This is a genomic window from Actinomadura alba, assembly GCF_014323705.1.
GTDB classification, from domain to species: domain Bacteria; phylum Actinomycetota; class Actinomycetes; order Streptosporangiales; family Streptosporangiaceae; genus Actinomadura_C; species Actinomadura_C alba.
The window spans coordinates 353,927-376,300 of record NZ_JABVEC010000001.1 but is presented as its reverse complement, the minus strand read 5'-3'; the positions used below and the strand labels follow the sequence as shown (position 1 = coordinate 376,300).

Here is a 22,374-nt window from a genome sequence, read left to right as displayed (position 1 = left end):
GTGGGCATCTGCGTGAAGGACAAGTGCACGGCCCTGACGGTCGGCGGGAACATGGTCGCGCCGAACGAGTTCTGCCGCCCGCACCTGCTGCGAGAGGTCGATGCGGAACTGGTGGAGTGCGATGTGCTCCTCGGCCGCGTCTCGGGCCTTGACGGGGTGTCGGTCGGTCGGGGTGGTGTGGTGAAGCTCCACCCCGGGGAGACCCGCATTGAGCAGCTGGAGTCCGCGGGGGTCGTCCGCCGCCGGCCGCCGGAGAAGACCCCCAAGCCGACCGGTAGCGGTTCGAGCTGATGGGGACGTTCGCATTCAAGGACCTGGTGACGCTGGTCGGCGGGTATGACTTCACCACCGACCTGCGTGAGGCGTCCCTCGATGCGCCGATGGACGCGCTGGAGGGGACGGCGTTCGGGTCGTCGGCGCGCTCCCGCCGGGCGGGTTTCGAGGACGTCGAGGCGTCCCTGTCCGGGTGGTGGCAGGCCGGTACGGGGCTGGTGGACGAGCAGGCGTTCAACACCCTCACCGGCGTGCGGGCCGTCACCCAGGTGCCCCTTGGTACCGAGGGCAGTACGGCGTTCCTCTACCAGGCCCGGTCGTTTACCTACACCGTGGGCGGGGACATTGGGGAGCTGCTGCCGTTCGAGCTGGCCATGCAGGGCGGCAAGGGCAACGGCAACCCGGGGCTGATCCGCGGCATGTACGCCAAGGCCCGCGGTTCGGTCAGCGCCACCGGCGCCATCGGGTCGGCGGTGAACCTCGGCGCCCCGATCGCCGGGCAGTACGTGTACGCAACGCTGCATGTGCTCGCGGCCGGCACCACGATCACCGTTCAGGTCCAGTCAGATGACTCCGCGGGGTTCGCCTCGCCGACGACCCGCGCGACGATCGGGCCGATCACCGCGGCCGGTGGGACGTGGATGACCCGGGTGGCCGGGCCGTTCGCCGGTGAGACCCACTGGCGATTCAACGTCTCCGCCGTCACCGGGACGTTCGCCGTGGCCGGAGCCATCGGCATCAAGTAAGCAACACCCCCTTGTCAGGCCATCGCCCGCGGTGGCCTTTTCTCATGTGAGGAGACGGCCGAATGTCGACGATGGCTTTTACCGACGCCCGTGTCGAGGTGAACTCGGTGGACCTGTCGGACTGGGTCACCAGCGTGCAACTGCCGATCGAGTACGAGGCGCTCGAGGACACTGCGATGGGCGACAGCGCCCGGTCGCGGATCGCCGGGTTGCAGGACTCCAACCTGTCGATCAACTTCAACCAGGACTTCGCCGCCGCCGCCGTGGACGCCACCCTGTGGAACGCGCGCGGCACCACCATCACGGTGAAGGTCCGGCCGACCAGCGCGGCGATCGCCGCGACGAACCCCGAGTACGTCGGGTCGTACCTGGTCAACCAGTACAACCCGTTCGGCAACAGCGTCGGGGAGCTCGCCACCGTTGAGGTGGAGTGGCCGCTGTCCGACCCCGATGGGATCGCCCGGAACGTCGCGTGATCCAGGTCCGGGTCACCGGCGCCGAGGACTTCGCTCGCCTCGCCCGCCGGCTGCGGCGCGCCGGCGGGCGGGAGCTGGTGGACGAGCTGCGCCAGGAGCTCCGCGAGGCCGCCGAACCGGCGGTGCTGGCGGCACGCCGGGAGGTGCGTGCCCTGCCGGCCCGTGGCCCGCGTACGACCCGGCTGCGTGCGCGTACGGCGGCCGCGGTCCGGCTGCAGGCGTCCGGCCGCACGGGCGTGCGCATCCAGGTCCCCCGCACCCCATCGCTGGGGATGATGCCGCGTCATCTGAACCGCGGCCGGTGGCGCAAGCCGCTGTGGGGTGACAGAGCCCACTGGTTCACGCAGACCACCAGGCCGGGCTGGTTCGACCGCCCGATGCGCGACGCGCGCCCTGAGTTCGTCGACGGAGCACGCGCGGCGATGGACCGTGTCGCCCGCCGGATCACCGACTGAAGGAGAGCACCCTCTTGTACGTCATCTACAACCCGACCGGCGGCGATGAGCGCCGGTGGGAATACAAGGCCGAGGACCTGCCCTCCAGCGAGGCCGAGGACATCGAGGACGCCACCGCGACGACGTTCGACGAGTTCCAGGTGGCGCTGCTGAAGGGCGGCGCCCGGGCTCGCCGGGCACTGCTGTGGGTGCTGCTGAAGCGCAACACCCCGGGGCTGCGGTTCGCGGACGTGTCTTTCCGCATGGGTGAGCTGCAGATCGAGTTCGACTCCGCGGAGAAGTCCCGCCTGCGGGAGGGGGTCGCGAAGGCCAAGGGGCTGTCGGACTCCGACCGCGAGATGGCGCTGCAGCTGCTCGCGGACGAGGACGAGGGTGAGGACCCAAAAGAGGACCCGCCCGAGGATGGCGGCACACCCGCCTGACCTACACCCCGCTGTTCGCCCACCTGTTCGGGCTGCACCCGTGGGACATCCGCCGGTTGACCGTCGCCGAGTTCCGCTCCTACCAGCAGTGGGCCGAGTCCTGGCTCAAGAGCAACCAGAGCAGGGGGTGACGTAGTGGCGGACACTGCCCTGATCTTCAGCATCTTCGCCCGCGGCGGCCGGCGCACGGCCGCCGAGTTCGAGCGGGTCGCCCGCGGCGCCGACGAGGTGGCCGACAAGACGGCCGCGCTCGGCAAGGTCGCCGCCAAGGTCGGCAAGACCACTCTGATCAAGACGGCGCAGATCGGCGCCCTGTCGGCGCTGGCCGGCGGCGCGGCGGCGGCTGCCGCTTCCGTGCTGCAGCTCGGCGCCGCACTGGCGCCTGCCGCTGGTCTGCTGGCCGCGTTGCCAGCGGCTGCCGTCATGGCGCAGGCCGCTCTCGGCACGCTCAAGCTCGCAACGGTCGGCGTCGGCGACGCGATGAAGGCCGCACTCTCCGGTGACGGCAAGAAGTTCGAAGAGGCGCTCAAGAAGTTGGCGCCGGCCGCGCGCCAGTTCGCGCAGGAGTTCCGCGCGATCTCGCCCGCGTTCCGCGAGTTCCAGCAGAACGCGCAGCAGGGGTTTTTCGAACAGCTCACCGGGAGTCTCGGTGGGTTCTCCAACCTGCTGCAAAAGACCGGCCCGTACGTGCGGACGCTCGCCGCGGAAATGGGGCTGTGGGCGCGCGGGCTGATCTCGTTCGTGACGGCCGAGCAGTCGATCGGCCGGATACAGACCATCCTCGGCATGACCCGCCAGTCGCTGGGCGACCTGCGTGGCGCACTCAGGCCCGTGCTGGATGGGTTCCTGGCCATCGCTGAGGTTGGCTCAGTTTTCCTGCGCGGGCTGGCCCCCGGCATGGCGGATGTGATCACGAAGTTCGGCCAGTTCTTGAGCGCGGCGGCTGAGTCCGGCCGCGCGATGGAATGGATGGAGACTGGCCTGGCCGTCGTTAAGCAGCTGGGCGCGGTGCTGAGCAACCTTGGCGGGATCGTGCGGAGCGTATTCAGCGCGGCCGGCGCGAGCGGCGGCAATTTGCTGGGCACATTCGGCGCGCTCACCGGCGAGTTGAACAAGTTCCTCAAGACTGCGGAAGGCCGGACCGCGCTCGCTCAGATCTTCCAGGGACTCGCTGGGATCGGCAAGGCGCTGGCCCCGGTGCTGACGGCGCTGGTCAAGGGACTGGGCAGCATCGCGCCGGCCGTGGGCCGTATCGCCATGGCGGTCGGTCCCGTGCTGACGACGGCTATCAACGCGCTGGCGCCGGCTCTCAAGGCGTTGGAGCCGGGCATCACGGCTCTGATTCGCGGCATGGGCGGCGCGTTCAAGGCGCTTGCGCCGGCCTTGGTGCCGCTCGCCGCGGCCATCTCGGGTATCGCGGTAGGGCTCTCACCAGTCCTACCCGCGCTGGGGAAGCTCATCGCGATGCTGGCGCTAGGCCTGGCCGAGCACATCACCCGCATGCTGCCGGTCCTGCCGGGACTTGTTCAGGCGATCATCCAACTCGGCATGGCCATGGGCACCGCGCTGTTGGACGCGGTCACCGCGATATCGCCGTACCTGCCCGATCTCGTGACCGCGCTGACGGACATGCTTATCGCGCTCGTGCCGATCATCCCGGAAGTCATCAAGCTCGTTATCGCGCTGGCTCCGATGATTCCCGTGCTGACCGACATGATCGTGCTCTGGACGGACTTGGCCACCACGGTCATGCCGGTGTTCAACGGCGCCATTGCGACGCTCGTTTTTCTGCTCGGCGGCCTAGTTGACATCGTCAAGTGGGCGTGGGGCTACATCGCCGCCTACATCCGCGACCGGATCGACAACGCGGCGAGCGCGATCAACTGGTTCGCCGACCTCCCGTACAAGTTCGGGCTCTGGTTCGGCAAGGCACGTGATGCCGTTCTGCGCGTATTCAGCGGCGCCAAGGACTGGCTCTACAACGCGGGCCGAAACACCCTGATCGGCCTATGGAACGGCATCAAGTCCATGGCGAGCACCATCGCCCGATGGGTCGGCGACCTGATCACCCGAATCATCCCGGGGCCGATCCGGGATGCGCTGAACCTCGGCTCCCCGTCACGGCTGACGCACTACTTCGGACGGATGGTCGGCGTCGGTCTGGCCAACGGAATCGACGCGACACGGGCCCTGGTCGCCGGCGCCGCAGCCGGTCTCGCTGCGGCGGCGGTCCCTGCGGTGGCCCCGGGCGGGGGCGCTCCGGCGCCGAGGCCCGTCGGGATGAGCCGACCCGGCGTTGGAGGCGGGCGCGGGGAGGACAACGTGGCCGCGCTGGAGGCGGCGTTCGAGCGGGTCATACGACGGTTGTCGATCGAGTTGAACGGAGAACCCGTGGGGCGGGTCGTGTCCCAGACCGAAGGTAGGAAGGCGTACATGCGTAGGCGGGTGTCCTGATGGTCAACACCTGGAAGTTCGTCGAGCGGCCAGAGAGCGGCGCGGGTGTCCTGCTGGACATGAACAACGGGTCGACGTGGACGACGTTGAAGGAGGGGTTCGACATCAGTCCGCCGCCGCTGCGTAGGTCGGTGGCGACGAACAGCATGCGTGACGGTGGGCTGGTCACCTCGGCGAACTACGAGCTGCGGGAGTTGCGGTTCAAGCTGGAGCTGGCCGGGGCATCGGAGGATGCGCGGGCGGCTCAGCTCAAAGCCCTGTACGCGAGGCTGGGCGAGCCGGGCTGGTTGATGTTCCAGGCGACCGGCGCCACGTATCCGGTGTTCTTTCAGACCCTCCGCTCGGATGACCCCCGGGTGAACCGGGAGTGGGCGCCGGACGCGTGGCTGGTGGAGTGCGCGGTGCTCGCTGAGCCGTTCGCCCTCGGGGTCCGCCACGACATCCAGACCGGGGTCGTCATCCAGAACGATCCGGCCTCTGGCACGAACCGCGCGTTCTACGACCTGACCGGGGTGCGAGGCGACCACCCGACGCCGCTGTTCGCCCGGGTCGGCACCGGTTTCGGTGCGGGGGCGACGTTCCATGTCGCGGTGCGCAGCAAGAACAACCCGGCGGCGGTCACCACGTGGGCGCAGTGCGAGGCGGGGACACTGGGCACGGACACCACCCTCCAGGCCAACGACGCAACGATGAGCGGCTCCGGGCAGAACTTCGTCCGCACGACGTTCGCGACGAACACCTTCATCACGCGGGTGACGGTGACCGCGCCGACAGCGTCCTCTCCGGAGGCCATAAAGGGCCGGTACAGGGTACTGGTGAAGTGCCGCCGCTCCGGTTCCACCTCCGACTTCCTCATGGCCTACAAGCTGGGTGGCTCCTCCGAGGTACTCGGCCCACGGGTGACGTGGAGCGGCGGCATGCCGAACGTATGGCTTGTCGACCTCGGCATTGTCGAGTTTCCCTCCCTCGGGCCGTCACCCACCACGATCGGGTACAGCGGGCTGGTGGCCGGGTTCATCGCCCCGGCCATCGAGATCCAGGCTCAACGCTCCACGGGCGCCTTGAACCTCGACATGGACTACGTGTATCTGCTGCCCGCCGACCAGCGGCAGCTCATGTTCCGGCAGATCGGCACCCCCGGTTACAACGTGCTGGATGGCCCGAACGACATGGTGTACGGAATGGCCAGCGGGACGAGCCCATTCGGGGCTACCCGCACCGTCGACAACGGTGGTGGCCTCCTCTCGCGCGACGGTGGCATTCCGATGCTCACCCCCGGTGAGACCAACCGGCTCCACATCCTGCGCACCCCTCACGACGTGACAGCCACGTCCACCTGGGATTTCTCCTACTGGCCGTACTGGCTGGAGGTCGCCACCTCATGAGCCTCACCGTCCCGTTGGGCGTCCGCTTCTACCAGCAGAACACCGGGCTCGACTGGTGGGTGACCCGGCTCGTCTCCGACATCCAGTTCCGCAGTGTGGTCCCCGGCGGTTTCGCGAGCGCGGACATCACCCTCTACAACGACGGCCCCGACTCGTGGTCACGACTCGCGAAACTCTTCGTCAGGGTGCAGATCGTTGACCTGCGCACCCGGGAGACCGCCTGGGAAGGGCGGGTGGAGTCGTCCCGCCGCAACGCCTCCGCCAATACCTGGGCGATCGGGTGCCTCGGCGGCATGGTCGTCGCATCCGACATCACCATCCCCTACTTCGCAATCGACGGGGATGTGGGCAACTGGACGCTCGGCACCGGGGCGATCGAGTCGCTGTTCTCCCCGACAGCGAACTCCACGACCCGCACGATCACGATGAAACCCCAGGTCAAGTCGTGGGCCGCTGACCACTACGAGGGTGTGGCGATCTGGCAGAAAGCCGAAACGTGCGACATGCGCATTGGCCGGTTCGACTGCTCTTACCTCGGCGGGTCCGCCGACGCTGACTTCCGCACCGGCATGGACGTCGCCACCGGCAACGCGGTGAGCGTGCAGACGAACGTCGATGTGCGGGCCTGGTCATCATCGGAGGCGCGGTTCGCCAACCGGGTCGGCACCGAGTTCACCAGCACGAACGCGCAGCGGCTCACCATGTCCATGGACGTGCTGGCCACGAGCAACGCCACGAACGACATGTTCGGCACGATCAAGACCCCGCTCGTCCAGGCGCAACGGGTCGACCGGGTCGGTGCCAAACTTCAGGCCACGGCCGACTACCCCAACGAATACGTCCGGGTGTGGGAGGTTGTCGAGGACGTCCTCGGCCGGTTCCTGGTGGGCGCGTGGAACTGGGGGACCGGCTGGGCGCCCTGGCAAGGTGAGGTCCGCGGTGAGGACGCCTTTATCGACACCAGCTCCACCGCGCAGATCCGCCACCTCGCCTACTACGACGGCACCACCGCCGCGCAGGTGCTAAACGACCTGATGACTGCGCAGCCCGACGCGTACTGGGCAATCTGGGAAACCTCCTACGGGGCGACCGGCGGCGACAACCGGTTCCGTTTCGAGTGGGCGCGCTGGCCGGCCGGGTGGGGGTACCTCGCCTCCAGCATCGACGGGCTGGAGGAGCAGCCGGACGGGGCGAACCTGTACAACTACATCCAGTACCTGTGGAAACGCTCCGACAGCATCCCGTACGGCCTTGAGGTGTCCACGGTCACCTGGCATGGCTACAACAACCAGCTCCTCGGCGACGCCGGGATCACCCGAGGCGTGATGGTCCGCCGCGATGAACCCTCTGACGGCACCGGGATGTTCGACGCCGCCACAGCGACGCTGGGCCAGTACGGGCGCACCACGAACACCGGCACTTTGACGGTGCGCCGGCCGATCCAGTGCTACGACCCCGGCACCACCGGCGGCGGCGGCATGTCGAGGATGCTCGACCCGTGGATGATCCGCCCTGGTCGGCTCCTCCGCATCACCGACCTGCCTGCCCGTGGCATGGGCAACGAGCTTCGCCCGACCCCGACCCCGCCGAACCCGGCGCAGGACGGGATCGTGTTCCGGGTCGTCGGCACCACCTACAGCTCCGCTGACAACTCCTGCACGTTGGAGCTTGACACCGTCCCTGGATGGGAGTTGGCCAACCAGGTTGCCGCTACGAAACCGGCCAGCAACATCGTGGTCCGGGGATGACCACCACCCACCACCGCGCCCATACAGCAAGGGGGCGAAGTGGCCCATGAGCCCAGCAGCGTCGACGTTGTACGACGGCTGGATGAAGTCCTCGCCACTGTGCGCGATCTGGTTGGCCGGCGGGAGTACGACTCCGACCAGCGGCATTCCGAGCACCGGTTCGCCGACCTTGAGCGGGACCTGGAGCAGGAGCGGCAGGCGCGTATCACGGCGGTCGCCGACGAGAAGTCCTTGCGTGAGGCTGGCGACAAGGGTCTCGCCGACCGGATGGAGAAGAGCAGCGCGGGGTGGCGGCAGACGTTCTTTTCCGGCGTGCTGCCGAGCCTGCTCACTCTCTTCACCCTGGCGGTCACCGTCACCCTTGCGCTCCGGAGCGGCAAATGACTAGAGCCCAGGCCATCCGAGGTGTGAAGCGAAACGTCGGCGTCGTGGCCGCCACCGTGGTCCTACTGGCACTGGCGGTGTACGTCTTCGGCGCGATCCGCACCCTGGGCTCGGATCTGCGGGACGCGCGGGAAGACAGCCGTGTCCTTGCCCAGCAGGTGCGCGAGCTCGGCGGCACCCCGGCTGTTTCCCCGGCACCGGGCCCGCCCGGCGCTACCGGCCCAACGGGACCGTCCGGGCCGCCCGGCGCGACGGTGACCGGACCGCCCGGCCAGACCGGACGCGACGGCCGTACGGTCACCGGCCCGTCCGGACGCCCTGGCCCGTCCGGCGCCACGGTCACCGGACCGCCTGGCCCGTCCGGAAAAGACGGGGCGGACGGCGCCCCAGGCAAGGACGGCGCGGACGGCGAGCAGGGCCCCCGCGGGGAGCCGGGCCCGGCGTGCCCGTCGGGCTACCACGTGGAAGAGAGGACGGTCGTCACAGCTGGCGGACCGGAGACGGCCGCCGTGTGCGTCCAGGACTAGGAGAGCGATGACCGAACCGAATGAGGGTGTCGAGGAGATCGACGTGCCCGAGGTGCCCGAGCCGGCGCAGCCCGAGGAGGGCGTCATCGACCCGGCCGACACGCACGTGGAAGGGGTGGACGGTGAAGCTTGAGAAGCGCTCGGTGTTCGGCTGGCCCGCGAGCGGCGCGGGCTCCGCCTCGCCGAGGAACGGCATTGCCGTGCACTACGACGGCTCGAATCAGGGCCTGGCGAAGAAAAGCCACGCCGCATGCCGTGAGTACTGGGCCCGGACCCGCAAGTTCCACATGGGCCCGAGTCGGGGATGGGCGGATGTCGGCTACTCGTGGGCAGTGTGTTGTCACGGAATCGTCCTCGAGGGCCGCGGGCTCAACAAGGTCCAGGCCGCGCAGCCCGGCGGCAATGCGACGTGGTATTCGGTGACGTTCATGTCCGGCCCGTCGGAGTCGCCGACGGCCGCTCAGATCAACGCGTTCCGGGAGCTCCGGGCGTGGCTCAGGGGCAAGGGTGTCAAGGCCGCGATCCGGCCGCACAGCGCGTTCATCTCGACGTCGTGCTGCGGGAACATCCTGCGCAAGCTGATCAGCAACGGAACCCTGGCGGCGGCCCCGCCAAAACCGACGGAGGAACTCGACATGACCCCCGAGCAGGTCTTCAACGCGGTCTGGAACCGCGACGCCGTCCCCGCTCCGCCCGGTGGACCGAGCGGTCCGAACTGGAAGGGCGCCTCGTTCCTGACGAACACCTACCGGGACATGGCCAAGGCCTCCGAGGTGAAGGCCCTCCGCACCGAGGTGGCCGGGCTCAAGTCCGAGCTCGCCGAGATCAAGGCGCTGCTGAGCGCCGCACTACCCCCCAAGGAGTGAACGGAATGGTTACCGCAAAGATCGTCTGCCAGGGCAAGACGGAGAGCGGCGAAGGTGATGAGCGGCAGGCGCACGTGACGTTCGGGCCTGACTACGCGGACGGCCGCAACGAGGAGTGGGCGCTGTACACGCCGTCGCTGTCCCTGTCCATGAACCTGCGGGGTCCGGTGGCCGACCGGTTCGAGCAGGGCAGCCGGTACACGCTCACGTTCGAGGAGGAGTGACCATGCTCAAGGCGTTCCCCCACTACTGGAAGACCGCCGTGGCCGCGCTGGCACCGCTGTACCTGCTGATCCAGTCGGCGGTGAGCGACGACCAGGTGACCACCGACGAGTGGGCGAAGATCGGCGGCGCGGTCCTCGGTGTGATCCTGGTGTGGGCGGTGCCGAACGCGCCGAAGCCTCCCGTGCACGAGCCCGCCACGGACCGTACGCCGCACATGTGACTCTTCCCCAGCGGCCACCGCACGAGTAGCCTGACGGGCACCTGGGGACGCGCCGTAGCCGAACGCCCCCGCTCATCTCCTCGGAGACGGGCGGGGGCGTTTCGTCGTGCGCGGGGTCAGTCGTTCTCCGCCATCATGGCCGCGATCGTGTCGCTCCGCGCCAGGTCTAGGTCGCCGATCTCCCGGAGCGTGCTGGCGGAGCGGTTGTTCTCGTCCCAGTAAAAACCGTCGTCGGGGTCGCAATCGAGTGCGTCGTTCGAGTCCATGCGCCCTCCTCGTGTTCGTTCCATCAGCCCCGCTCTCTTCGGAGGGCGGGGCGTTCGTCGTGCGTGGCGGCTACCTGGTGCCGGAGCCGCCACACCCGTGACAGGTCACCTGCGTTGTCGTGCGGTTGCCGTTATCGTCCACGAACACGTGCGCGATCGTTCCGCTGCCGCCGCACGTGTTGCACGTTCTCGGCTGGTCCTTGCCCATCTCAGTCCTCCGGGTAGTACGCGCCATACGTGCGGACCGGCTTATGCCGGGTACCGCACACCTCACAAACCAGCTCCACCCTGCGGCGGCACACCTGGCACGTCGACAGGATGTCGCCCTTGGTCCGCTGCATGCGGATCGGGTCGCCCTGGCAGCGGAGCACGTGCATGGTCGCGGCACTGCACGTGCGGCACAGCATTGGGGCACCGGGCGCCGGGGGCATCCCCTCGACCTGCCGCGGTTTGTGCTCGCCCGGCACTGCGGGTTGACGGTGGCGCGTCTCATCCGGCACGTCCACCACCGTGACATCGGCCCGGCCGGACCGCAACCGACTCTCCATGGATCTACCCATCGCTCACCTCGGTCGCTAACACGGTTTCTCCTTCACTTCCCGTCCGGCCCTGTGCCGGGCGAAGTCTGCGGGGTGGGGCGGTCATGCGCCCTCCAGGCCGGCTGCCGCGGCGTGCGCGTGGCCGTTGTTGGTGTGCGCGGCCGGCAACGGAGCCGGCTCCTCGTCGGGCTCGCCGGCGGCCGTGCGATCGGCAGCGTCGACCGCATCCGACAACTTGTTGCGGTTCACGCCGAACGCCGCCGCGGCTGCGGTGAACGTTGGGGTCTCGCCGTGGCAGTCGCGCTCGCACACGAAGTACTGCACGGCGGACTCCATGCAGCCCACGACAGGTCGATGGGGGCACTGCACACCATGCTCGGCGGCCGCCGCGGGGGGCTGCTGCTCGGCGCGCTGGCGGATGCGCCGGATCATGTCCATGAGCGTCTCGTAGGACAGCAGCAGGGCAACCGGTGCAAGGGCGCTGACCAGCGCGCCCGCGTACCCGTGGGTCCACCCGGCGGCGATGTTCATGCACAGGGTGGCAGCGACGCCGAACACCAGCCCGGCCCATGCCAGCGGCGGCCGCCCGAGCCCATGCAGGGCGGCGAGGAGGACGGCGAGGCTGCACGCGGCGATCGACAGGTCGGGCACGAGCGGCACCAGGTAGGCAACCCACCCGGTGGTGCCGGAGGCGCGCACGACCTGGAGGCCGTGCTGGTAGCTGATGATGGCGGTGATGGCCGCCAGGGCGGCGAGGAGCGTGCCGCCGGCGGCGGGCATGAGGCCACCGGTGGCGGCCGCGGGGGGCTGCTTGCTCATTGCGCGGTGTCTCCCTATGGCCGGCCCTGGGCCACGCCGGGGCCGGTCGTGCGGGTGGTCGGGTGGTCAGCGGTGGCGGCCGTGACTGCGATGCCAGCCCCGGTAGCGGGGGACGCGCTGGCGGCGGGTCGTCGCCCACACCATCAGCAGGAGTACGCCGGCGATGAACGCGGCTCCGAGTAGGCCGATCAGCTGGTTGTCGGTCACGGCTGCCTCCGTGCCCGCTCCTCGCGGGCAGCCTCGTCGATCTCTTCGGCCAGCTCGGCGATCCGGTCGGCGTCCTCAACTCGCGGGCACATCTCGGTGCCGAGTTCGTCGAGGAGCTTGTCGAACGCTGCCCAGGCGCGGCGGCCTTCGGGGGTCGGGTAACCCGGAACCCAGCTCATGGCGTGTCCGTGGTGGGCGCGGTGGTGCGGGCATAACGCCAGCGGTCGCTGGGGGGTCTCCGCACCACCGCGCTGTCTTGGGGGTCGTACGGCCCGGTGCCCGGCACCGTGCCGGCCCTTCCCCGGTACCTGGCCGGCTCCGTGACTCCGGGCCGTACGACGTTCGTGCGGGAGGAGCGTCCGGCCGCGCCCCGGCTCGCCCCTCCCGCGTTCGTGGGGACCCACGGAGGGTCCGGCCAGAGGATCACCGGGGCTCAGAACGTGCGACCGGCGATCGTGGGCACGTCACCCCGGCGTTCGAGCTGCTCGGCCTGCCGTTCGAGCCGGACGCGCATGCTCGGGATGTCGTCCTCAACGAGCGTGCGATCGACGCCGACGGCGCCGTCGTTCCGGGTGGCCACGACAAGCCGCTGATCGCGGGAGAGCCAGAAGTCGTACTCGGGGTGCTCGTCCTGGAGTTGCTCAATCTTGATGTCGAGCGGGGATCGGTCCGGCCATCCGGAGTCGAGCGCGTGGCCGCCGGTCGCTGCCGTCATGGGATCACTCCCGGTGAGGTTTGCCGGGTGGGAAGCCCGGCGTGGGACTGGATGAATCCAGAGTCGACCGCATTGAGCCGTCTGTCAATGCACTGATGCATTTTTCTAAGAACCGGACGTGACGATCTCGTGTCCCCGTGCGACACTGCACCTCATGCCACCCGAGAACTCCCCAACCGTCCGGCATCGGCGACTCGCCGCCGAACTACGACACCTCCGCGAGGCCGCCAACCTGACACCGGCGGACGCCGCCGCTGCCCTCGGCTGGTCAAAGTCGAAGCTGACGCGCTTCGAAACCGCCGCAACCAGACCACAGCCCGCCGACGTCGCCGCGATGTTCGGCCTGTACGGCGGTGACGAGGCGCTCAAGCTCGCGCTGGTGGAGCTCGCCCGGAAGATCCGCACGCGCGGGTGGTGGGCCACCTACAGCGACGTACTCGCGCCCTCGTTCGTCGAGTTGGAGAACGACGCCTCGACCATCCGAACGTGGGGCGCTCATCTCATCCATGGGCTACTACAGACACCCGACTACACGCGTGCGGTCATCCGGGCGGACGTCACCGACGAGGCCGAGGTGAACCGAAGGCTTCAGGCGCGCGAGCACCGTAAGGCGGTGCTGGCTCGGGAGGACGCGCCGCGACTCGACGTCGTGCTCGACGAGGCCGTCCTTCGCCGCCCGGTCGGTGGGCCCGAGGTGATGCGCGGGCAGCTTCGAGCGCTGCTGGAGGCCGGGCAGCGGGAGAACATCACGGTTCGGGTCGTGCCGATCGAGGCCGGCGCATACCCCAACATCGGCGCGGGCAGCGTGACAATCTTCGGGTTCCCGAGGCAGATCGACCTAGACGTCGCCCACGTCGAAAGCTTCGCCGGTGGCGTGTTCGTGGAGGATCTCGTCGAGGTCCGGCGTTGTAGCGTGACAGTTGACCGTATCTCTGAACTGGCGCTGTCCGAGGAACGCTCGGCAGCGCTCATCAGAGCCATCACCGAGGAGTAACCAGTCCCCATGTCCAGTCCCACTCTGATCTGGCGGAAGGCTGCCCGGAGCACAGGAACCGGGAGCGAGTGCGTCGAGGTGGCCGCCCTCCCGGCGGCCGTCGCCGTGCGCGACTCGAAGAATCCGGACGGGCCGAAGCTCGCATTCGACAGCTCGACGTGGGCCGCGTTCGCTGGCCGCGTGAAGGCGGGCGAGCTCGACCTCTGACCCTGCTCAACAGAAAGCCCCCGGCGTAATGCCGGGGGCTTTTCCAGTCCCGAGACCATCGTACGGCACGGGGGTGACAGCATCAGCGTGGATCACACGTCGATGACCTTGATGGTCCACCGGCATTGGGAGTTGATCTGCAAGGCGAGCTTCCCACCGGTGTGCTGGTGCGTCACGTCGTCGCCCTTGGCGCCGAGTTCGTTGACGTAGATGTCGCCCATGCCGGTGTCGTCGTTCCACACCTGGAAGTTGCCCATGTCGCCGTAGGTGTCTCGGCAGTCGTAGGTGTACTCGAGGTCCCAGTCGCCGCGGACGGTGAAGGTCTTGGTCGACTTCAGGCCCTTGCCCTTGGCGGTGAGCACGACCTTCGGCGAGGGCTCGGCGGCCGGCGCCTCGGCGCTCGAGGTGTCAGCGCCTTCGACCACGGGCGGTTCGGCTTCGGTGGGGACGGTGCACGCGGCGAGGGTGAGGGCGGCGGCTATGGCGGACAGGGTCTTGCGCATGGCTGGTGCTCCTGTGGTTGTGAGGGGGTAACCGGTGAGACGGTGGATCAAGCGGCTCGGTTGGCGACCGCATCTGGCCGTGCCGGGGCCGAACCGATGCGGTAGGTGGCGAGCGGGTCAGCGCGCCGGCGGGTCTGCCAGGCGCGCACGACCGCGCGTGCGTCGCCGACGGCGCGGGAGGTACGCCAGGTGATCCAGCCCGCCGCCATAACCAGCCATGCCATCGCCTGGAGGTGGTCGAGGGTGATGCCGGCGGCGGTGAGCCCAACCCAGAGCACGACGAGCGGGGTGAGGCAGGTGACGGCCGCCTGCAGGGCCAGGCGCCTCATGTCCGGTCCTCGGTGTAGATCGTGGCGGTGAGGGAGAGCTTCACGCCGTCGCGCTGGCCCGTTGCGAGCAGGCGGGTGCTGATCTCGTCGGCGTAGGCCGAGGTGATGGTGAGCCCGAGCGCGTCGGTCCAGGCGGTGAACGCCTCGCGGATCTCGACCTCGGGCGGCAGGGTGGAGATCGCCCCAGTGAGTCCGCAGCCGGCGTTCCAGACGGTCCACGACAGCGGGGTCAGGTGGGCGTAGTCGTCAAGGAGTCGACTTAGGAGCCGGGTGGCTCGGTGCTGCCAGAGGATCTGGTCGGTGCTCACGATGGGAGCGAGGGCGGTCGGTGCGCGGTCGGCCATCGGAGTCCTTAGGGTCGCTGATTTATGTGCGCCCTATCGTGTCTATCGCGAGGTCGAAGCCCGAACCGCTCTTCGGCAGGCTGGCCGGGCAGAGACTGACGGTGATGTGGCGCTGCGGCCACTGCTCACCGGAGTTGAGGATCGCCGCACGCACGCGGTCGCGCGCCTCGCTGAGGGCCGTGTCGGGCAGCCCCACCAGGTGGAGCCCCGGGACCCCGCTGGTGATGGCGGCCTCGACGTCGACGACGAAGCCGTCGACGCCCACCAGGGCGACGGAACGCGTCTTGGCCAGAGCCATCTCAGCACACCTCCCGGACGTGATCGATCGCGAAGCCGCCATGGTCGTCGCCGACCAGCCCGATGGCGTCGATGCGGATCCGGTGGGCGGATACGCCGTGCTGCTCCGCCCACCGTCCGGCGAGCCGCCTCAGCCGCGCGGCCTTGACCGTCGTGATGGCCTCGATCGGTGCTCCATAGCCGAGGCCGGACCGGGTCTTGACCTCGCACACCACGTGCAGAAGCCCGTCGAACGCCACGAGATCGAGCTCGCCGTCGGGACATCGCCAGTTGCGGTCGAGGATGGTCCAGCCGAGCCGGGTGGTCACGTAGCGGGCGGCGGCCCGCTCGCCTCTGCGGCCGAGCGCGTCCTTGCGGTTCGCGGGCCGGCGGCCCGCCGGCCCGCGGTTCCTTGAGGGGTTCATCCGCGTCACCTCCGGCCTCCGACGGTGCCCTGCCCGTGTCGCGAGTGGTGGGCCGAGCGACGTTCTGTGGATAACTTGACCCCCATGGGCGAACCCTCTGGACCCTCACCGCTGCCGGCTGCGTTCCGCACGGTCCTGTCGGAATACGAACGGCACCTGCGGGCGGAACGGGGCCTGTCCGAGCACACCGTCCGGGCGTATCTGGGGGACGTCGCCGATCTGCTGGGCCATGCCACCGAGGTCGGCGTGACCGATCCGGGGGGCCTAGACGTACAGGTCGTCCGGGCCTGGCTGGCGCGCCAGCACGCGTACGGGAAGGCTCGCGCGACCCTCGCCCGCCGCACCGCCGCGGTCCGCGCCTTCACGGCGTACGCCCACCGCAGGGGGCTGCTCGGGCGGGATCCGGGGCCGTTGCTCGGCACGCCCAGACGTCGGCGCGACCTGCCGAAGGTGCTCCGCCAGAGCGAGGCCGCCGCGCTGCTCGACGCCGGTACGGAAGATCATGGCGGGCCGCCGGCCGATCCTCGGGAACTGCGGGACCAGGCCGTCCTCGAGCTGTTGTACGCGACCGGGATCAGGGTCAGTGAGCTGTGCGGCCTCGACGTCGACGATCTCGACCGGCAGCGCCGTACCGCACGGGTCTTCGGCAAGGGCGGCAAGGAGCGGACCGTGCCGGTCGGCGATCCCGCGGTCCGCGCGGTCGACGCCTGGCTGAGCCGGGGCCGCCCCGCGCTGACGACCGAGCGGAGCGGGCCGGCTTTGTTCCTCGGTGCCCGCGGCGGGCGGCTGCACCCCACGACCGCCCGGCGGCTCGTGCACGCCCGGATCGCCGAGGTCGGGGACGTACCGGACCTGGGCCCGCACGGGCTGCGGCACAGCGCCGCGACGCACCTGCTCGAAGGCGGCGCCGATCTGCGGGCCGTACAGGAGATCCTCGGGCACGCCTCGCTGCAGACCACCCAGCTCTACACGCACGTGTCCGCGGAGCGGCTCAGGCGGACCTACCGCCAGGCCCACCCCCGCGCCTGAGAGGGGACCTCCCGCGAACAACTGCATGATCACGGCGTGGGGATCCGGGCGGTGAGCGGCGGGCTCGGCGGACGGCGAGGGCCGAGGCGATCACCGGCGCCGCCGCGCCGCTCGCGCCGGCGAGGATGGGCAGGGCGGACGGCACGGGCGGCCCGCCGCGCGGGGTCACGGTCTGCGCCGGATCGGCGCGCGGGGCTCCGGGCCCGTGGCGGAGGGGCCCGTGGCGGAGGGGCCCGTGGCGGAGGGGCCGGTGGGGGAGGGGCGGGCCCGCTGGCGGGGAGGTGCTCGGGGGCGGGACTCCCCAGACCGGGAGCAGCCGGATGCGGCCCACGCCGACCAGGGACAGCGGATCGATGTAGGACGGGCCCCGCAGGGCACCCCAGTGCAGGCAGGACACCTGGCCGCAGTGGCCGGGGCGGCGCTCGACCGTGCCGATCCGGTCGCCCGCCCTGACCCGCCTGCCCGGCCGTACCGACGCGCGCACGGGCAGATAGGTCGTCCGGAGCGCGCCATGCGAGATCACGACCACGCCCCGTCCGGCGAGCCGTGCCGCGTATGTCACGCGCCCGGCGCCCGCTGCATGGACCGCCCGGCCGGGGTCCGCCGCGAGATCGACACCGCGGTGACCGGCAGTCCAGGGCTCCTCCGGGGGATCGAAGGCCCGTAGTACCGCGGGGGCGGGCGTCAGCGGCCATCGCCACGGTCCTTCGTACGGCGGGCCGGGGGAGGCGCACATGATCGTCCAGGTGACGAACCACGTCATCGGCGTCATGCCGCCAGGGTGGCCGTCCGGGCGGGCGCGGCGCCAGCCCGGCAAGTACCTGTGGAAAACCCGCTCGGAGGGCCCGGCGCGCCCGCCCGGACCCTTCGTCCGCCCGGGCGAAACGCGGGCGATTCGGCGCTAGGGGCGTCTCTCCCGTAAACTTGCCAGACGGCCGACAGTGCATCGCCACCGACGGCCGAATTCACGCGCCTGCCGGCCACCGACGTACAGGTGGGGCACGCCTCCAGGTCCGCGGTCCAGCCGCGGTGGGGCGGGTCCAGGCGCAACAGGTAACCGAAATTGGCCCAATCATGGGCCGGACAGGAGAACACGGGCATGGCACCCGTCGTCACCATGAGGCAGCTGCTCGAGAGCGGCGTGCACTTCGGACACCAGACTCGCCGCTGGAACCCGAAGATGAAGCGCTTCATCCTCACCGAGCGCAACGGCATCTACATCATCGACCTGCAGCAGTCGCTGTCGCACATCGACCGCGCCTTCGAGTTCATCAAGGCGACGGTCGCGCACGGCGGCTCGATCCTGTTCGTCGGCACGAAGAAGCAGGGCCAGGAGGCCATCGCCGACCAGGCGCTGCGCGTCGGCATGCCCTACGTCAACCAGCGCTGGCTGGGCGGCATGCTCACCAACTTCTCCACGGTGCACAAGAGGCTCACCCGCCTCAAGGAGCTCGAGGAGATCAACTACGACGACGTGGCCGGCTCCGGCATGACCAAGAAGGAGCTGCTCGGCCTCAAGCGCGAGAAGGACAAGCTCGAGCGCACGCTCGGCGGTATCCGCGACATGGCCAAGGTGCCCAGCGCGATCTGGATCGTCGACACCAAGAAAGAGCACATCGCCGTCAACGAGGCCCGGAAGCTGAACATCCCGGTCGTGGCGATCCTCGACACCAACTGCGACCCCGACGAGGTCGACTACCCGATCCCGGGCAACGACGACGCGATCCGCAGCGTCAGCGTCCTGACCCGGGTGGTGGCCGACGCGGTCGCCGACGGCCTGATCGCCCGCGCTGGCGCGGCCGCCGGCGAGGAGAAGCCCGCTGACGGCGCGGCCGTGACCGAGCCGCTGGCCGAGTGGGAGCGCGAGCTGCTCGAGGGTAAGAAGGACGACGAAGAGAACACCGAGGCTCCGGCCGCGGCCGCGGCCGACGAGAGCGCCGCGCCTGCCGCCGACGAGAGCGCGACGCCTGCCGCCGACGAGAGCGCGACGCCCGCGGCCGACGAGAGCGCGACGCCTGCCGCCGACGAGAGCGCGACGCCTGCGGCCGACGAGAGCTCCGCGCCCGCCGCCTCGGCCGAGGCGCCGGCCGCCGAGGAAGAGCGCGCCTGAGGTTCGGTCTTTCGACCTTGGCACGCTCGACCTGAGCCTTGGTCCCGGCGGCCCCACACGGGGGCCGCCGGCGATCGTACGATTCGACGGGAGAGACAGCGAAACGATGGCGAACTTCACCACCGCGGACGTCAAGCGGCTCCGTGAGCTGACCGGCTCCGGGATGATGGCCTGTAAGAAGGCCCTCGAGGAGGCGGAGGGCGACTTCGACAAGGCGGTCGAGCTCCTGCGCCTCAAGGGCGCCAAGGACGTCGGCAAGCGCGCCCAGCGCACCGCCGGTAACGGCCTGGTCGTCACGCATTTCAACGGCGACGCCGACGGGGTCCTGCTCGAGCTCAACTGTGAGACCGACTTCGTCGCCAAGAACGAGCAGTTCATCGATCTCGCGAGCAAGATCGCCGCGTTCGTGGCGTCGAGCGACGCCGGCGACACCGCGAGCCTGCTCGGCAGCGAGATCGAGCCCGGCAAGACCGTCCAGCAGCTGATCGAGGAGAACGGCGCCAAGATCGGCGAGAAGGTCGAGCTGCGCCGCTTCGCGCGGTTCCAGGGCGTCTACGTGACCAGCTACCTGCACAAGTCCGACCCGCAGCTGCCGCCGACCACCGGCGTGCTGGTCGAGCTCGACAAGGCCGACACCGAGGTCGCCAAGGACATCGCCCAGCAGATCGCCGCGATGTCGCCGAAGTACCTCACCCGGGAAGAGATCCCGGCCGAGGCGATCGAGAAGGAGCGGGCGCTCGCCGAGCAGATCACCCGCGACGAGGGCAAGCCGGAGCAGGCGATCCCGAAGATCGTCGAGGGCCGGGTCAACGCCTACTTCAGGGACTTCGTCCTGCTGGAGCAGGCGTTCGTGAAGGATGGCAAGAAGACCATCGCCAAGGTCCTCGACGAGGCCGGGGTGCAGGTCAAGCGGTTCGCCCGCTTCAAGGTGGGCCAGCTCTGAATGCCTTCCGCTGAGGAGACATCCTGGAGTTGAGGGAGTCCCACATCAAGCAGTACGTCATCGAGGAGGCCGCCGCCGTGCAGGAGACCAGAAACACTGACACGACGGCGGCTTCTTCGTCGTCTCCGGCGCCGCACGGGTGGCGCCGCGTGCTCCTCAAGCTCTCCGGGGAGGCGTTCGCGGGCGCCGACCCGCTCGGCATCGACCCAGCGGTCGTGCAGCACGTCGCCCAGGCGATCGCCGACGCGGTGCGCGACGGCGTGCAGGTCGCGGTCGTGTGCGGCGGCGGCAACATGTTCCGCGGGGCGGCGTTGTCCGAGCGCGGCATGGACCGGGCCCGGGGCGACTACATGGGCATGCTGGGCACCGTCATCAACTGCCTGGCGCTGCAGGACTTCTGTGAGAAGCTCGGACTCGACACCCGGGTGCAGACCGCGATCACGATGGGTCAGGTCGCGGAGCCGTACATCCCGCGGCGCGCCATCCGGCACCTGGAGAAGGGCCGAGTCGTGATCTTCGGTGCGGGCCTCGGACAGCCCTTCTTCTCGACCGACACCTGCGCGGCGCAGCGTGCGCTGGAGATCGGTGCCGAGGCGGTGCTCAAGGGCACTCAGGTCGACGGAGTTTACGACGCCGACCCGCGCAAGAACCCGGACGCGGTGAAGTTCGATCGCCTGGATTACGGTGAGGTCCTGCGCCGGAGCCTGAAGGTCATGGATGCCACGGCGATCAGCCTTTGCATGGACAATGGGCTGCCCATCGTCGTGTTCGATCTGATGGGACAGGGCAATATCATCCGGGCCGTCCGAGGTGAAAAGATCGGCACATTGGTCAGCCCCGCCGACGGCTGACCGGCCGCGGCCGAGGGCAGGCACACAACAACACGCGCGACGGGAGCCGAAGTGATCGACGAGATCCTCCTCGAGGCAGAGGAGAAGATGGAGAAGGCGGTCGCGGTCGCCAAGGACGATTTCGCCGCCATCCGGACCGGCCGGGTCACTCCTGCGATGTTCAACAAGATCACCGCGGAGTACTACGGTACGCCGACGCCGATCAACCAGTTGGCGTCCTTCACCACACCCGAGCCGCGCATGGTGATCGTGCAGGTCTTCGACCGGTCGTCGCTCGGAGCGGTCGAGAGGGCCATCCGGGACAGCGACCTCGGCGTGAACCCGACCAACGACGGCAACGTGATCCGGGTGGTCTTCCCGGAGCTCTCCGAGGAGCGCCGCCGGGAGTTCATCAAGGTCGCGGGCGGCAAGGCCGAGGACAGCAAGATCTCGATCCGTAACATCCGGCGTAGGGCGAAGGACACGCTGGACAAGCTGGCCAAGGACGGCGAGGCCGGCGAGGACGAGGTTCGGCGTGCTGAGAAGGAGCTCGACGACGCGACGCACAAGTACGTCGCGAAGATCGACGAGCTGCTCGAGCACAAGAAGGCCGAGCTCCTCGAGGTATAGGGGTTGGCCTTGGAACAGGCCCGGGAGCCGGATCCGTCCGGCGAGGACTCGCAGGAGTCCGCCAAAGCGGACGGGGATCGGCCGCCGGGCAAGAAGCGCGGTCCTGGCCGCAACCTCCCCATCGCCATCGGTGTCGGACTCGGGCTCGGCACCCTCGTGGTGGTGTCGCTCTACACGCGCAAAGAGATCTTCCTGCTCGTCCTGGTGGTGTTCCTCACCCTCGCGCTGCGGGAGCTGACCGACGCGCTCGCGACCCGCGGCATCCGTGTCCCGCTGATCCCGGTGGCCGTCGGCAACCTCGCCATGCTGGTGTGCGCGTACGTCTACGGGGCCGAGGGGCTCATCGGCGCCTTCGCGCTGACCGGCCTGGTGCTGCTGATCTGGCGGATGGCCGCCGGCGCCGAGGACTATGTGCGGGACGTCACCGCGGGCGTCTTCACCGTCGCGTACATTCCCTTCCTCGGTGGGTTCGCGGCGCTCCTGCTGGAACCGGGGGACGGCGCCGAGCGCATCGTGGCCTTCATCGCGATCACGGCGGCGAGCGACATCGGCGGCTTCTTCGCAGGGACCTTCCTCGGCAGGCACAAGCTGGCCCCGGCCATCAGCCCGAAGAAGACCTGGGAGGGACTGGCCGGCTCGGCCCTCGCCTGCATGCTGGTCGGCGCATGGCTGCTGCCCTGGCTGCTGGACGCGCGGATCTGGCAGGGCGCCGTTCTCGGCGCGGCGGTCGTCTGCTCGGCCACCCTCGGCGATCTCATCGAGTCCATGATCAAGAGGGATCTCGGCGTCAAGGACCTCGGCACCCTGCTGCCAGAGCACGGCGGTGTCATGGACCGTCTCGACTCGCTGCTGGTGAGCGCCCCGGTCGTGTGGATCGCCCTGCAGATCTACGGTCTGTGACCACCGGCCGCTCACGGCCGACCAGGGGCTCACGGCCCGCTGCGGCCGCCCACGGCCCGGCGAGGCCGCTCACGAGCCACCGGAGGCCGCTCACGACTCCGCGCGGCCGCCCCTGGCTCGGCGCCGG

The 22,374-nt window shown here is 69.6% G+C and carries 33 protein-coding genes and 1 pseudogene; 22 read left to right on the top strand and 12 right to left on the bottom strand.

The window, feature by feature from the left end; genetic code table 11:
• The 14 genes from HKK74_RS01900 (at position 1) to HKK74_RS01840 (ending at position 10,181) form a co-directional block, all read left to right on the top strand.
• Positions 1 to 291 (top strand): hypothetical protein, encoded by a 291-nt coding sequence (locus tag HKK74_RS01900; protein WP_187241192.1) that lies wholly within the window; start codon positions 1 to 3, stop codon positions 289 to 291.
• Complete coding sequence (locus HKK74_RS01895; protein ID WP_187241191.1) at positions 291 to 1,019, top strand: hypothetical protein; 729 nt, start codon at positions 291 to 293, stop codon at positions 1,017 to 1,019. The genes HKK74_RS01900 and HKK74_RS01895 overlap by 1 nt, the downstream gene beginning before the upstream one ends.
• 62 nt (positions 1,020 to 1,081) lie before the next feature.
• Entirely contained in the window at positions 1,082 to 1,495 is a 414-nt protein-coding gene (locus tag HKK74_RS01890) for a radical SAM protein (RefSeq protein ID WP_187241190.1), read from the top strand.
• The gene (locus HKK74_RS01885; protein WP_187241189.1) at positions 1,492 to 1,950 is read left to right on the top strand and encodes a hypothetical protein; all 459 of its coding nucleotides are present in this window, start codon (positions 1,492 to 1,494) and stop codon (positions 1,948 to 1,950) included. The genes HKK74_RS01890 and HKK74_RS01885 overlap by 4 nt, the downstream gene beginning before the upstream one ends.
• Positions 1,951 to 1,964: 14 nt before the next feature.
• Positions 1,965 to 2,372 (top strand): hypothetical protein, encoded by a 408-nt coding sequence (locus HKK74_RS01880; protein ID WP_187241188.1) that lies wholly within the window; start codon positions 1,965 to 1,967, stop codon positions 2,370 to 2,372.
• A 135-nt stretch (positions 2,373 to 2,507) separates the two neighbouring features.
• Positions 2,508 to 4,826, top strand: a complete 2,319-nt coding sequence (locus HKK74_RS01875; RefSeq protein WP_187241187.1) for a phage tail protein — start codon at positions 2,508 to 2,510, stop codon at positions 4,824 to 4,826.
• Entirely contained in the window at positions 4,826 to 6,211 is a 1,386-nt protein-coding gene (locus HKK74_RS01870) for a hypothetical protein (protein ID WP_187241186.1), read from the top strand. The genes HKK74_RS01875 and HKK74_RS01870 overlap by 1 nt, the downstream gene beginning before the upstream one ends.
• A complete protein-coding gene (locus HKK74_RS01865; RefSeq protein ID WP_187241185.1) occupies positions 6,208 to 7,959 on the top strand; it encodes a hypothetical protein in 1,752 nt (583 codons plus the stop codon). The genes HKK74_RS01870 and HKK74_RS01865 overlap by 4 nt, the downstream gene beginning before the upstream one ends.
• A gap of 39 nt (positions 7,960 to 7,998) precedes the next feature.
• On the top strand, positions 7,999 to 8,343 hold the full coding sequence (locus HKK74_RS01860; protein ID WP_187241184.1) for a hypothetical protein: 345 nt from the start codon (positions 7,999 to 8,001) through the stop codon (positions 8,341 to 8,343).
• Entirely contained in the window at positions 8,340 to 8,870 is a 531-nt protein-coding gene (locus HKK74_RS01855) for a collagen-like domain-containing protein (RefSeq protein WP_187241183.1), read from the top strand. The genes HKK74_RS01860 and HKK74_RS01855 overlap by 4 nt, the downstream gene beginning before the upstream one ends.
• Positions 8,871 to 8,877: 7 nt before the next feature.
• Positions 8,878 to 9,003, top strand: a complete 126-nt coding sequence (locus tag HKK74_RS40685) for a hypothetical protein (RefSeq protein WP_281397647.1) — start codon at positions 8,878 to 8,880, stop codon at positions 9,001 to 9,003.
• The gene (locus HKK74_RS01850; RefSeq protein WP_187241182.1) at positions 8,993 to 9,736 is read left to right on the top strand and encodes a peptidoglycan recognition protein family protein; all 744 of its coding nucleotides are present in this window, start codon (positions 8,993 to 8,995) and stop codon (positions 9,734 to 9,736) included. The genes HKK74_RS40685 and HKK74_RS01850 overlap by 11 nt, the downstream gene beginning before the upstream one ends.
• Before the next feature lie 5 nt (positions 9,737 to 9,741).
• Positions 9,742 to 9,960 (top strand): hypothetical protein, encoded by a 219-nt coding sequence (locus HKK74_RS01845; protein ID WP_187241181.1) that lies wholly within the window; start codon positions 9,742 to 9,744, stop codon positions 9,958 to 9,960.
• Positions 9,961 to 9,962: 2 nt separating this feature from the next.
• Positions 9,963 to 10,181, top strand: a complete 219-nt coding sequence (locus HKK74_RS01840) for a hypothetical protein (protein ID WP_187241179.1) — start codon at positions 9,963 to 9,965, stop codon at positions 10,179 to 10,181.
• Between the two features lie 116 nt (positions 10,182 to 10,297).
• Here HKK74_RS01840 and HKK74_RS01835 read toward each other — a convergent pair whose 3' ends face one another.
• From HKK74_RS01835 to HKK74_RS01810, 6 genes are all read right to left on the bottom strand, one after another.
• Positions 10,298 to 10,447 (bottom strand): hypothetical protein, encoded by a 150-nt coding sequence (locus HKK74_RS01835; protein ID WP_187241176.1) that lies wholly within the window; start codon positions 10,445 to 10,447, stop codon positions 10,298 to 10,300.
• A 209-nt stretch (positions 10,448 to 10,656) separates the two neighbouring features.
• Positions 10,657 to 10,995, bottom strand: coding sequence for a hypothetical protein (locus HKK74_RS01830; protein ID WP_187241175.1), 339 nt, complete (start codon positions 10,993 to 10,995; stop codon positions 10,657 to 10,659).
• Positions 10,996 to 11,088: 93 nt separating this feature from the next.
• A complete protein-coding gene (locus HKK74_RS01825) occupies positions 11,089 to 11,805 on the bottom strand; it encodes a DUF2637 domain-containing protein (RefSeq protein WP_187241174.1) in 717 nt (238 codons plus the stop codon).
• Positions 11,806 to 11,871: 66 nt separating this feature from the next.
• Positions 11,872 to 12,012 carry a hypothetical protein gene (locus HKK74_RS01820; protein ID WP_187241173.1) on the bottom strand — a complete coding sequence of 47 codons (141 nt, stop codon included), beginning with the start codon at positions 12,010 to 12,012 and terminating at the stop codon, positions 11,872 to 11,874.
• Complete coding sequence (locus HKK74_RS01815; RefSeq protein ID WP_187241172.1) at positions 12,009 to 12,191, bottom strand: hypothetical protein; 183 nt, start codon at positions 12,189 to 12,191, stop codon at positions 12,009 to 12,011. Before HKK74_RS01815 ends, HKK74_RS01820 begins: the two co-directional genes overlap by 4 nt.
• Before the next feature lie 254 nt (positions 12,192 to 12,445).
• A complete protein-coding gene (locus HKK74_RS01810) occupies positions 12,446 to 12,727 on the bottom strand; it encodes a hypothetical protein (protein ID WP_187241171.1) in 282 nt (93 codons plus the stop codon).
• 154 nt (positions 12,728 to 12,881) lie between these two features.
• Here HKK74_RS01810 and HKK74_RS01805 point away from each other — a divergent pair, with 154 nt between their 5' ends.
• Together HKK74_RS01805 and HKK74_RS01800 are read left to right on the top strand one after the other, a co-directional pair.
• Positions 12,882 to 13,721 (top strand): helix-turn-helix domain-containing protein, encoded by an 840-nt coding sequence (locus HKK74_RS01805; RefSeq protein ID WP_187241169.1) that lies wholly within the window; start codon positions 12,882 to 12,884, stop codon positions 13,719 to 13,721.
• A 9-nt stretch (positions 13,722 to 13,730) separates the two neighbouring features.
• On the top strand, positions 13,731 to 13,928 hold the full coding sequence (locus HKK74_RS01800; RefSeq protein ID WP_187241167.1) for a DUF397 domain-containing protein: 198 nt from the start codon (positions 13,731 to 13,733) through the stop codon (positions 13,926 to 13,928).
• A 92-nt stretch (positions 13,929 to 14,020) separates the two neighbouring features.
• Here the strand turns inward: HKK74_RS01800 and HKK74_RS01795 are convergent, their stop codons facing one another.
• From HKK74_RS01795 to HKK74_RS01775, 5 genes and pseudogenes are all read right to left on the bottom strand, one after another.
• Complete coding sequence (locus HKK74_RS01795) at positions 14,021 to 14,431, bottom strand: hypothetical protein (RefSeq protein ID WP_187241165.1); 411 nt, start codon at positions 14,429 to 14,431, stop codon at positions 14,021 to 14,023.
• Positions 14,432 to 14,478: 47 nt separating this feature from the next.
• Complete coding sequence (locus tag HKK74_RS01790) at positions 14,479 to 14,760, bottom strand: hypothetical protein (RefSeq protein WP_187241163.1); 282 nt, start codon at positions 14,758 to 14,760, stop codon at positions 14,479 to 14,481.
• Positions 14,757 to 15,104, bottom strand: a complete 348-nt coding sequence (locus tag HKK74_RS01785; protein WP_187241162.1) for a hypothetical protein — start codon at positions 15,102 to 15,104, stop codon at positions 14,757 to 14,759. The genes HKK74_RS01790 and HKK74_RS01785 overlap by 4 nt, the downstream gene beginning before the upstream one ends.
• A gap of 43 nt (positions 15,105 to 15,147) precedes the next feature.
• A pseudogene (locus HKK74_RS01780) lies at positions 15,148 to 15,402 on the bottom strand (magnesium chelatase domain-containing protein); the annotation flags it as partial.
• Position 15,403: 1 nt separating this feature from the next.
• Positions 15,404 to 15,805: a YraN family protein gene (locus HKK74_RS01775; RefSeq protein WP_187241160.1), complete on the bottom strand. Its 402-nt coding sequence runs from the start codon at positions 15,803 to 15,805 to the stop codon at positions 15,404 to 15,406.
• A gap of 84 nt (positions 15,806 to 15,889) precedes the next feature.
• Here HKK74_RS01775 and HKK74_RS01770 point away from each other — a divergent pair, with 84 nt between their 5' ends.
• Positions 15,890 to 16,834, top strand: a complete 945-nt coding sequence (locus HKK74_RS01770) for a tyrosine recombinase XerC (protein ID WP_187241158.1) — start codon at positions 15,890 to 15,892, stop codon at positions 16,832 to 16,834.
• Here HKK74_RS01770 and HKK74_RS38920 read toward each other — a convergent pair.
• The gene (locus HKK74_RS38920; protein WP_222721741.1) at positions 16,797 to 17,606 is read right to left on the bottom strand and encodes a murein hydrolase activator EnvC family protein; all 810 of its coding nucleotides are present in this window, start codon (positions 17,604 to 17,606) and stop codon (positions 16,797 to 16,799) included. The two genes, HKK74_RS01770 and HKK74_RS38920, sit on opposite strands and share 38 nt — an antisense overlap.
• Positions 17,607 to 17,933: 327 nt before the next feature.
• On the opposite strand from HKK74_RS38920, the gene rpsB reads away from it, so the two are divergent.
• The 5 genes from rpsB (at position 17,934) to HKK74_RS01740 (ending at position 22,247) form a co-directional block, all read left to right on the top strand.
• Positions 17,934 to 18,944, top strand: a complete 1,011-nt coding sequence (gene rpsB / locus HKK74_RS01760) for a 30S ribosomal protein S2 (RefSeq protein WP_187241156.1) — start codon at positions 17,934 to 17,936, stop codon at positions 18,942 to 18,944.
• Between the two features lie 106 nt (positions 18,945 to 19,050).
• Positions 19,051 to 19,887, top strand: a complete 837-nt coding sequence (tsf, locus tag HKK74_RS01755) for a translation elongation factor Ts (protein WP_187241154.1) — start codon at positions 19,051 to 19,053, stop codon at positions 19,885 to 19,887.
• Positions 19,888 to 19,964: 77 nt separating this feature from the next.
• Positions 19,965 to 20,738 (top strand): UMP kinase, encoded by a 774-nt coding sequence (pyrH, locus tag HKK74_RS01750; protein WP_187241419.1) that lies wholly within the window; start codon positions 19,965 to 19,967, stop codon positions 20,736 to 20,738.
• A gap of 51 nt (positions 20,739 to 20,789) precedes the next feature.
• Positions 20,790 to 21,347, top strand: a complete 558-nt coding sequence (gene frr, locus HKK74_RS01745) for a ribosome recycling factor (protein ID WP_187241151.1) — start codon at positions 20,790 to 20,792, stop codon at positions 21,345 to 21,347.
• A gap of 3 nt (positions 21,348 to 21,350) precedes the next feature.
• Positions 21,351 to 22,247, top strand: coding sequence for a phosphatidate cytidylyltransferase (locus tag HKK74_RS01740; RefSeq protein WP_246491104.1), 897 nt, complete (start codon positions 21,351 to 21,353; stop codon positions 22,245 to 22,247).
• Positions 22,248 to 22,374: the final 127 nt, after the last annotated feature.

Excerpts from the sequence above, each read along its gene's own strand:
- HKK74_RS01895 (WP_187241191.1), top strand. The coding sequence starts at position 291 with ATGGGGACGTTCGCATTCAAGGACCTGGTGACGCTGGTCGGCGGGTAT.
- HKK74_RS01890 (WP_187241190.1), top strand. The coding sequence starts at position 1,082 with ATGTCGACGATGGCTTTTACCGACGCCCGTGTCGAGGTGAACTCGGTG.
- HKK74_RS01870 (WP_187241186.1), top strand. The coding sequence starts at position 4,826 with ATGGTCAACACCTGGAAGTTCGTCGAGCGGCCAGAGAGCGGCGCGGGT.
- HKK74_RS01865 (WP_187241185.1), top strand. The coding sequence starts at position 6,208 with ATGAGCCTCACCGTCCCGTTGGGCGTCCGCTTCTACCAGCAGAACACC.
- HKK74_RS01855 (WP_187241183.1), top strand. The coding sequence starts at position 8,340 with ATGACTAGAGCCCAGGCCATCCGAGGTGTGAAGCGAAACGTCGGCGTC.
- HKK74_RS40685 (WP_281397647.1), top strand. The coding sequence starts at position 8,878 with ATGACCGAACCGAATGAGGGTGTCGAGGAGATCGACGTGCCCGAGGTG.
- HKK74_RS01845 (WP_187241181.1), top strand. The coding sequence starts at position 9,742 with ATGGTTACCGCAAAGATCGTCTGCCAGGGCAAGACGGAGAGCGGCGAA.
- HKK74_RS01840 (WP_187241179.1), top strand. The coding sequence starts at position 9,963 with ATGCTCAAGGCGTTCCCCCACTACTGGAAGACCGCCGTGGCCGCGCTG.
- HKK74_RS01835 (WP_187241176.1), bottom strand. The coding sequence starts at position 10,447 with ATGGACTCGAACGACGCACTCGATTGCGACCCCGACGACGGTTTTTAC.
- HKK74_RS01830 (WP_187241175.1), bottom strand. The coding sequence starts at position 10,995 with ATGGAGAGTCGGTTGCGGTCCGGCCGGGCCGATGTCACGGTGGTGGAC.
- HKK74_RS01825 (WP_187241174.1), bottom strand. The coding sequence starts at position 11,805 with ATGAGCAAGCAGCCCCCCGCGGCCGCCACCGGTGGCCTCATGCCCGCC.
- HKK74_RS01815 (WP_187241172.1), bottom strand. The coding sequence starts at position 12,191 with ATGAGCTGGGTTCCGGGTTACCCGACCCCCGAAGGCCGCCGCGCCTGG.
- HKK74_RS01810 (WP_187241171.1), bottom strand. The coding sequence starts at position 12,727 with ATGACGGCAGCGACCGGCGGCCACGCGCTCGACTCCGGATGGCCGGAC.
- HKK74_RS01805 (WP_187241169.1), top strand. The coding sequence starts at position 12,882 with ATGCCACCCGAGAACTCCCCAACCGTCCGGCATCGGCGACTCGCCGCC.
- HKK74_RS01800 (WP_187241167.1), top strand. The coding sequence starts at position 13,731 with ATGTCCAGTCCCACTCTGATCTGGCGGAAGGCTGCCCGGAGCACAGGA.
- HKK74_RS01795 (WP_187241165.1), bottom strand. The coding sequence starts at position 14,431 with ATGCGCAAGACCCTGTCCGCCATAGCCGCCGCCCTCACCCTCGCCGCG.
- HKK74_RS01790 (WP_187241163.1), bottom strand. The coding sequence starts at position 14,760 with ATGAGGCGCCTGGCCCTGCAGGCGGCCGTCACCTGCCTCACCCCGCTC.
- HKK74_RS01785 (WP_187241162.1), bottom strand. The coding sequence starts at position 15,104 with ATGGCCGACCGCGCACCGACCGCCCTCGCTCCCATCGTGAGCACCGAC.
- HKK74_RS01775 (WP_187241160.1), bottom strand. The coding sequence starts at position 15,805 with ATGAACCCCTCAAGGAACCGCGGGCCGGCGGGCCGCCGGCCCGCGAAC.
- HKK74_RS01770 (WP_187241158.1), top strand. The coding sequence starts at position 15,890 with ATGGGCGAACCCTCTGGACCCTCACCGCTGCCGGCTGCGTTCCGCACG.
- HKK74_RS38920 (WP_222721741.1), bottom strand. The coding sequence starts at position 17,606 with ATGACGCCGATGACGTGGTTCGTCACCTGGACGATCATGTGCGCCTCC.
- rpsB (WP_187241156.1), top strand. The coding sequence starts at position 17,934 with ATGGCACCCGTCGTCACCATGAGGCAGCTGCTCGAGAGCGGCGTGCAC.
- tsf (WP_187241154.1), top strand. The coding sequence starts at position 19,051 with ATGGCGAACTTCACCACCGCGGACGTCAAGCGGCTCCGTGAGCTGACC.